Annotated in this window: 5 protein-coding genes; 2 read left to right on the top strand and 3 right to left on the bottom strand. The window is 70.6% G+C overall.

Going from position 1 to position 7,877, the window contains the following annotated elements:
- Positions 1–289 precede the first annotated feature (289 nt).
- Positions 290–1,573, bottom strand: a complete 1,284-nt coding sequence (locus D0D15_RS34890) for a GGDEF domain-containing protein (RefSeq protein WP_094006081.1) — start codon at positions 1,571–1,573, stop codon at positions 290–292.
- Positions 1,574–2,136: 563 nt separating this feature from the next.
- Positions 2,137–3,330 (bottom strand): MFS transporter, encoded by a 1,194-nt coding sequence (locus tag D0D15_RS34885; RefSeq protein ID WP_094006082.1) that lies wholly within the window; start codon positions 3,328–3,330, stop codon positions 2,137–2,139.
- A gap of 437 nt (positions 3,331–3,767) precedes the next feature.
- Between D0D15_RS34885 and D0D15_RS34880 the strand changes: the two genes are divergently transcribed.
- Positions 3,768–4,661: an SDR family NAD(P)-dependent oxidoreductase gene (locus D0D15_RS34880; protein WP_094006083.1), complete on the top strand. Its 894-nt coding sequence runs from the start codon at positions 3,768–3,770 to the stop codon at positions 4,659–4,661.
- 4 nt (positions 4,662–4,665) lie between these two features.
- Here D0D15_RS34880 and D0D15_RS34875 read toward each other — a convergent pair whose 3' ends face one another.
- Positions 4,666–6,453: an AMP-dependent synthetase/ligase gene (locus D0D15_RS34875; protein ID WP_094006084.1), complete on the bottom strand. Its 1,788-nt coding sequence runs from the start codon at positions 6,451–6,453 to the stop codon at positions 4,666–4,668.
- 132 nt (positions 6,454–6,585) lie between these two features.
- On the opposite strand from D0D15_RS34875, the gene D0D15_RS34870 reads away from it, so the two are divergent.
- On the top strand, positions 6,586–7,746 hold the full coding sequence (locus D0D15_RS34870) for a kynureninase (protein ID WP_094006085.1): 1,161 nt from the start codon (positions 6,586–6,588) through the stop codon (positions 7,744–7,746).
- Positions 7,747–7,877 lie beyond the last annotated feature (131 nt).

Raw genomic sequence — 7,877 nt, 5'->3', positions numbered from 1 at the left:
GGCATCGTCAGATGTGTATATAAGATGGGTGCACGTATCGGAGGTGGGGGGCGGCCGTGGTGGCGAGCGGGCTGTCGATGGTGTGTGGAAGGGGATTTCGAGTGGGGCGTAGCTGGCCGGAATCCCTGGGGTGCGGGCATGGCATACGGGGGTGCGAAAGGCGCGCGCGAATGAGACGTTTCTTCCGCTGGGCAGTGCGCGACGCACAAGGGCCGTTAGACCCGTGTGAAGATGTGCGATTCCCCGCTATTCGCGGGCGCGTGAATGCCCAATGGGGGAAACCGGCCCGTCAGTGGGCGATGTGCTTGGCCTCGCGCGACGGGGGTGGTGCCGGCGCCGGATCCTGCGGCGCGCGGGCTATCCGGACCTGGTTCCGCCCACCCTCCTTCGCCTCGTAGACCGCCGCGTCCGCGGCTTGCATCAGCGTCGCCAGGGTGTCGCCGTGGTCGGGGAACACCGCGACCCCTATCGAGGCCGTCCGGTCCGCCACCAGCGTCTGGTCGCCGCGCTTGTTGGTCGTCCTGATCCGCAGTCCGGCCACCGCCGAGCGGATGCGCTCCCCGGCGACCGTCGCCGCCGCCTGGTCCGTGTCCGGCAGCAGCACCAGGAACTCCTCACCGCCGAAGCGGCCCACCACGTCGCTCGGGCGGGTCACCTCGTCCAGCAGCTGCGCCAGGTGCCGCAGCACGTCGTCACCCGCGGGGTGGCCGAACGTGTCGTTGATCCACTTGAAGTGGTCCAGGTCGATCATCAGGATCGCCAGCGGATCGGCCGCCTTGCCCGCCCGCGTCAGCGCCCGCTCGGCCGACTCCGTCCACCCGCGCATGTTCGCGACCTGCGTCTTCGGGTCCGTGCGCACGTCGGCCTGCAGCTGCTCGATCTCGGCGAGCCGGTTGAACACCACCGTCACCACGGCCATGATCGCCACCGTCGGCGGCATGATCACCAGCAGGATCGCCGTGACCGCGCCGAGGCCGATCGTGATCGCCTCCAGCACGTTGTCCGCCGGGCTGCCCAGCACCGTCCGTGCGTTCGCCTTCTCCGGCGCGGCCAGCGCGATCACCGAACCGATGTAGAGGATCTGCACGCCCTCGTAGATGAGCCCGGCCACCAGCATCCAGCCGAACTCGACGAGCGAGCCGGTGATGTCCAGCGAACCCCAGTCGTGCGGACCCAGCTCCACGTACACCTGGTGGGCCAGCGTCGCCGCCAGCATGTGGGCCACCGTCGAGTACACGAAGTTGTGCGCCGGCCGCCGCGCGACGAACCAGCGCTGCACCCGGACCAGACCGACGACCAGGATCGTCAACGGCACCGGAAGAATAATCGCGGCCGGCACCACCCAGACCGCGGTCAGGTCGATCAGGACCCGCCCACCCGCATTTCGCCGACGTTCTTCCTGGCGCCGGGTCAGTTGAATGTGCGCCGTGGCGCCGACGGTGAGAATCGCGAACCGCAGCCAATCGAGACCGCTCGGCGCGCTCGCGTTCACGAATGCGACGACCAGCCACCCGACCGCAATCAGTTCGGCGACGAGCAGGAAAGCGACGAATCGCTTCGGACGACGCCACAATGCCCAATTCCGCGGTAGCATGGCGCGGCGCGTGCTCAACGCATCACGCTTTGTGTTCGGCTCCGCCCTCCCGGGCGCGGCCTGGCGGGGTACCGAATTGCGCTCTTCGATGGGCTGAACGCCCTCCCTGGGGTCCGGATCGCCGTGGAGTGTAGGCGATCGCCGACGCGCGTGGTGCGGAGGCATCGGCTCACCTTCCCTCGACATCGCGTACCGCCGCCGGGTAACTTTGCTGTGCCCGGAACGACGCCGGGTACTTTCCATCAACAGGTATCATCTCACCGCACGCGAAGCGCCGCGTACCTCCGCCACGAGCGGCTGTACGGACGCAACGCGTCCCGGCCACAGGCACCGAATGGAGGTGTTCCTCGTGTCTGACCGCGACTTCTGATCCCCCGCTGTGAATAGCGTTCGTTTCCGTTCCCGTGGGAGAGGTGTTCGTCGTGCGCGACCGCGACTTCTGAGGTGCCGTCGATTTGTGTTCGTTTCCGCCGGAAAAACGTGAGGTGAATCGTCGTGCGCGACCGTGACTTCTGATCTTCCGAATGCAGCAACCGCTGCCGTCAGTAGGTGCGGGCCGCATCGCTGTCCGTGCCCAGCACTCGTCCCCACGCCATCGCGAGGGGCACGCCGAGGACCACCCCGGCCGCACCCGCGATCATGATGGCCGTGGTCGCCGCACCGGACCACTGCGCGAGCACGCCGCCGAGCGCGACCCCGACGCCCTGCGCGACCCGCAGGCCGGTCCGGTACAGGCCGCCCGCTCCGCCACGAAGCTCGTTGGGCACCCACGTGATGAACGTGGCCCCGACGGTGATGATGTACGCGCCCGCCGCACCGGCGAGGGCGAGGACGACCAGGGCGAGGACGAGGCCGGGCTGCAGCCCGAACGCCAGCAGCAGCGCCGTCGGGACGACCGCGAGGACGCCGACCGTCCGGCGGCGCGCCGAGGCCGAGACGTAGCGGGACAGGACGAACACGCCCAGCGCGAACCCCAGCGGGTCCGCCGCCAGCAGCCACCCCACGGCCTGGTCGGGCGCGCCGATCTCGCGCGCCAGCGGGGCGGCCAGCCCGGCGGGCACCATGGCCAGGCCGACCAGCCAGGACAGGCCGAGCAGCACGCGCAGCCTGCGCTGCTTCGCGACCCAGTTGATGGCGCCGAACCACGAGCCGTCGCCGTCCCCGGCCGCGGGTCGCGGGCGCACCCAGCGGTGCAGGGCCAGCGCGCTGATCGCGAACGTCAGCGCGTCCAGGGCCAGCGCCAGGGACGGGCCGGCGGCGGTGACGATCACGCCGCCCAGCGCGAGCCCGGCCAGCATGGTGGTGTTGGTGGTGATGCCGCGGATGTCCTGGCTGCGCAGGTACAGCTCGTCGTCGGTGAAGATCTCGCGGGTCAGCGCGTTCTGGGCCGCGTTGGACGGGGCGCCGGCCAGTCGCGCGAGCATGACCAGCACGCACAGCCACACCACCGACATGCCGGGGATCGCCATGATGGCGATGAAGACCGCCTGCAGCGCGGCCGTGACCACGAGGATGGTGCGGCGCGGGTAGCGGTCGGCCAGCTGGGCCAGCCCGAGCCCGCCGGCCAGCGCGGGCAGGAAGGTGAGGGCGTAGGCGACCGCGGACCACAGCGCCGAGCCGGTGCGGTGGTAGACGGTGAGGGCCAGCGCCACCGTGGTCAGCTGGTCGCCGAGCACCGACTGGGCCTCGGCCAGCCACACGGTGCGGAACTCGCGGTTGGCGAGCGCCGCACCCATGGATGGGCGAGTCGTGGTCTTCACACCTCTCCCCACTTCCCCCTCGTCGGGTGGCTGCCTGCGCTCACTGACTCTGTCGCTGCCCGCCCGGTTCCTGTGACGCCGGTCACTCAAGTGACACGTTCCGCAACAATCAGTATGCCGCTCACTACACGCAGGCGAACAGTCACAGCGCGACCGTATCGCCTCATTGGGCCCATACGGTGGTAGACCTTCTAACCTTCGGATTACGACGAACGGTGGAAGATTTCGTCCCGCGTGACCGGCGGTGCGGTCAGTCCGGCCGATCAGGCGTCACTCGTTCAGCGCAGTGAGCGGACCGTTCGTCGGTGCGCTCCCACCGCCGGGCCCTCCGGGCGCGAAGACTGGACTCACAGGCCAGGGAGACAGCCGAGGACGGGCTGGAGCTCGGGGACTGGCCGGTGGGGAGAAAACCGATGAGCATGCTGATGCAGGACCGGGCCGTGGTGGTGACCGGCGCCGGGCGCGGTCTCGGCGAGGCGTTCGCGGTGCACCTGGCCCAGGCCGGGGCCGCGGTCGTGGTCAACGACGTCGACGCCGGCCTGGCCGAACGCACCGCGGCGAACATCCGCGAGCACGGCGGGCGGGCGGTGGCCAGCGGGCACACCGTGACCGACCCGGCGCAGGCCCAGGCGATCGTCGACCTGTGCGTCTCCGAGTTCGGCGCGATCGACGGCCTGGTGAACAACGCCGGGCTGAACTACGAGGCGCTGCCCTGGGAGGAGGACCCGGACGAGGTCCGGGAGCTGGTCGAGGTCAACGTCCTGGGCGTGATGTACACCGGGATCGCGGCGGTGAAGGCCATGGTCGCGGGCGGTCGCGGCGGGTCGATCGTGAACATCTCGTCGGGCGCTTCGCTCGGCCAGCGCAAGCTCGGTGTGTACGCGGCGACCAAAGGAGCTGTGGCGTCGCTCACCTATTCGTGGGCACTGGATCTGGAAGATTGCGGCATCCGGGTGAACGCCGTCTGCCCGTTGGCGCACACCCGGATGGTCTGGAAGTCGGAGCGTTCGCTGCGCAACTGTCCCCCCGATCGGACGCCGTCCCGGATCGCGCCCGTCGTGCTGTTCCTGCTGAGCGACGAGGCGGAGGGCATCACCGGGCAGCTGGTGCGCTGCAACGGGCCGCAGCTGCACATCGTCGGCCAGCCCTACTTCAAGGCGCCGATCCTGGAGCGGCAGACGTGGGACACCGAGACCGTGCGGGAGGCGTTCGACGAGGTGTTCAGCGCCCACCTCGAGCCGTACGGCCTGGAGAAGCGTGTTCCACCGCGCCTCCGCAAGTGGACCACGCCCCTCCGCTCGGCCTGACGGTCTACTGGTCGGCGGTGTAGAGAGCGGCGATGTCGGCCGCGTAGCGGTCGTTGATGATCCGGCGCTTGAGCTTGAGCGTCGGGGTGACCTCGCCGCTCTCCGGCGTCCACGGCGTGGCCAGCACCTGGTACTTCTTGATCTGCTCGACCCGGGACAGCCGCGCGTTGGCCGCTTCCACCGCGCGCTGGATCTCCTCGCGCACGGCCGGGTGCTCGGCGAGCACGACCGGGTCGCTGCCCTGGATGCCCTGCTGCGCCGCCCACGCCGGCAGGAACTCGTCGTCGACCACGATCAGCGCCGTCACGAACGGCTTGTCGTTGCCGATCGCCACCGCCTGGCCGATCAGCGGGTGCTCCTTGAGCAGCCCCTCGATGCGGGTCGGCGCGATGTTCTTGCCGCCCGAGGTGATGATCAGCTCCTTCTTGCGGTCGGTGATCGTGACGAAGCCGTCGGAGTCGATCGTCCCGATGTCGCCGGTGTGGAACCAGCCGTCGGCGTCCACGGCCGAGGCGATCGACCCGTCCTCCTGCAGGTAGCCCAGGAACACCAGTGGCCCGCGCACCAGCAGCTCACCGTCGGCGTCGACCTTGATCTCGGTGTCGGCCAGCGGGCGCCCGACCGCGCCGGCGCGGAACGCCTTCGCCGAGTTCGACGTGATCGCGCCGGAGGTCTCCGACAGGCCCCACACCTCGTGGATCTCCACGCCCAGCCCGGCGAGGAAGTACAGGACCTCGACCGGCAGCGCGGCCGCGCCGCTGGAGCAGAAGTGCAGCTTGTCGAACCCGAGCAGCGCGCGCACCGGGGCGAGCACCGTCCGGTCGGTCTCCGCGATCTTCGCGGCCAGGTCCGGCGGCACCTCCTGCCCGGCGTTGCGCAGCTTGTAGCCCTGCTGGAGCAGCTCGTTGGCCTGCAGCAGCGCGGTGCGCCGGTCCTCCGGCAGGTTCGGCAGCATCGCCTTGAGCCCGGCGGCGATCTTCTCCCACACCCGCGGCACGCCGAAGAAACCCTGCGGGTGGACGCGGCCCAGCGCGCCCGCGACCTGCGTCGGATCGGCCAGCGTGTGCACGTGACCGGCGTACACGATCGGCATGTAGATCGAGATCTCCCGCTCGGCGATGTGCGCGAGCGGCAGGTACGCGATGTTGGTCGGGTGCAGCGGCGTCTCGTGCAGCGCGTGCACGGCGTAGGCCTCGAAGATGACGTTGTGGTGGGACAGCACGACGCCCTTCGGGTCGCCGGTGGTGCCCGAGGTGTAGATCATCGCGATCGGGTCCCCGGGACGGATGTCCGCCCAGCCGTCCTCGAACACCCGCGGGTCGGCCGCGTGCAGTTCGGCGCCCCGGGCGCGTAGTTCGGCGAGGCTGACGAACCGCTCGTCACCGGCCGGCACGGCCTCGGCGTCGATCATCACGATGCGGCGCAGCGCGGGCAGCTCGTGCAGGACCTGCTGCCAGCGCTTGAGCTCGTCCATGCCCTGCAGCACGACGACCGGGCTCGCGCTGTGCCGGGCCACGTAGGAGATCTGCTCGGGGCTCAGCGTCGCGTACGCGGTGCACGAGATGGCGCCCAGGTGCGTGGCGGCGAGGTCGGCGATCAGGTGGTCCGGCGTGCTCGGGGCCATGATCAGCATCCGCTCGCCGCGGCGCAGGCCCAGGTCGGCCAGGCCGCGGGAGACCGCCGCGACCTCGTCGCGGAACGCGGACCAGGTGAGCGTCGGGCGGTCCGGGTCGTCCAGCGACGTGAGCGCGGGCAGGTCGCCGTACTCCGCGGCGTTGCGACGGAGGAGCATGGGAATGGTCAAGCCCTCGGCCTGCTCAGCGACGGACGGGTGGCTGGTCAACTGCGACCTCCTCGTGATCAGCTGGCGGAGACACCACTGTATGTGACCGCCGACACAGGGCGATAGAGAGAAAGGGACACGATGTCGCTGCGAGACGAAGCGGCCGAACTCGACGCGTTGGACCCCCTGGCCGGCAAGCGCGCGGAGTTCGATCTCGACCCGGAAGTGTCCTATCTGGACGGGAATTCACTGGGCGCGCCGCCGCGCGGGGTCGCGCCGCGGATGGCCGAGGTGATCGGCGAACAGTGGGGCGGACGGCTGATCCGGTCGTGGGACGAGGGCTGGTGGGACGCGCCGGAGCGGATCGGCGACCGGATCGCGCCGCTGGTCGGCGCGGGGCCGGGCCAGGTGGTGGTCGGCGATTCGACGACGGTGAACCTGTTCAAGGCGGTGGTCGCGGCGGCGCGGCTGAACCCGGGTCGGCCGGAGATCCTGGTCGACGCGGGCACGTTCCCCACCGACGGCTACATCGCCGAGAGCGCGGCGCGCATGACCGGTCACTCCGTGCGCCGGGTGCCGGTCGGCGCGCTGGCCGCCGAGGCGGATTCGCGGACGGCCGTGGTGCTGGTCAACCACGTCGACTACGTGACGGGGGAGCTGCACGACCTGCCCGGGATCACCGCGGCGCTGCACGCGGCCGGGGCGGTCGTGGTGTGGGACCTGTGCCATTCGGTGGGGGCGGTGCCGGTGCCGCTGGACGCCGCGGAGGTCGATCTCGCGGTCGGGTGCACGTACAAGTTCCTCAACGGTGGCCCGGGATCGCCGGCTTTCCTCTACGTGGCGCGGAAGTGGCTCGCGGACTTCGACCAGCCGCTGACCGGGTGGGCCGGGCACGCCGATCCGTTCGGGATGACGCCGGGGTACGCCGGCCGGGCCGGGATCAGCCGCGGCCGCACCGGGACGCCGGACATCCTGTCGATGCTGGCACTGGACGCGGCGCTGGACGTGTGGCGCGACATGACGATCGACCAGGTGCGCGCGAAGGGGCTCGCGCTGGGGGAGTTCTTCCTGCGGTGCCTGGACGAGCTGGTGCCCGGGGCGCGGGTGGTCACGCCGGCTTCGCGGGGGAACCAGATCTCGGTCGCGTGGCCGGACGCCAAGGCGGCGACGGGGAAGCTGATCGCGCGCGGGGTGATCGGGGACTTCCGGCCGCCCGAGGTGCTGCGGTTCGGGCTGGCCGGGTTGTACGTGCGGTACGCGGACGTGCTGCGGGCGGCGGAGGAGTTGCGCGGGCTGCGGTAGGCGGGGTTGCGGTGGTCGGTGAGGGGGTCGGTCGTGTGGGGTTGAGCGGTCCTTTCAACGATGGGCGGGTGGCCGGTGGGGGTGAGCGGGTTGCGGTGGTTGATGAAGGGGCCAGTCGCGCGGGGTTGAGA

Source organism: Amycolatopsis thermalba (genome assembly GCF_003385215.1).
Taxonomy (GTDB): domain Bacteria; phylum Actinomycetota; class Actinomycetes; order Mycobacteriales; family Pseudonocardiaceae; genus Amycolatopsis_E; species Amycolatopsis_E thermalba.
The sequence above is the reverse complement of the archived record's forward strand: the minus strand, read 5'-3'. Positions and strand labels throughout refer to the sequence as shown.

Excerpts from the sequence above, each read along its gene's own strand:
- D0D15_RS34875 (WP_094006084.1), bottom strand. The coding sequence starts at position 6,453 with ATGCTCCTCCGTCGCAACGCCGCGGAGTACGGCGACCTGCCCGCGCTC.
- D0D15_RS34885 (WP_094006082.1), bottom strand. The coding sequence starts at position 3,330 with ATGGGTGCGGCGCTCGCCAACCGCGAGTTCCGCACCGTGTGGCTGGCC.
- D0D15_RS34870 (WP_094006085.1), top strand. The coding sequence starts at position 6,586 with ATGTCGCTGCGAGACGAAGCGGCCGAACTCGACGCGTTGGACCCCCTG.
- D0D15_RS34880 (WP_094006083.1), top strand. The coding sequence starts at position 3,768 with ATGAGCATGCTGATGCAGGACCGGGCCGTGGTGGTGACCGGCGCCGGG.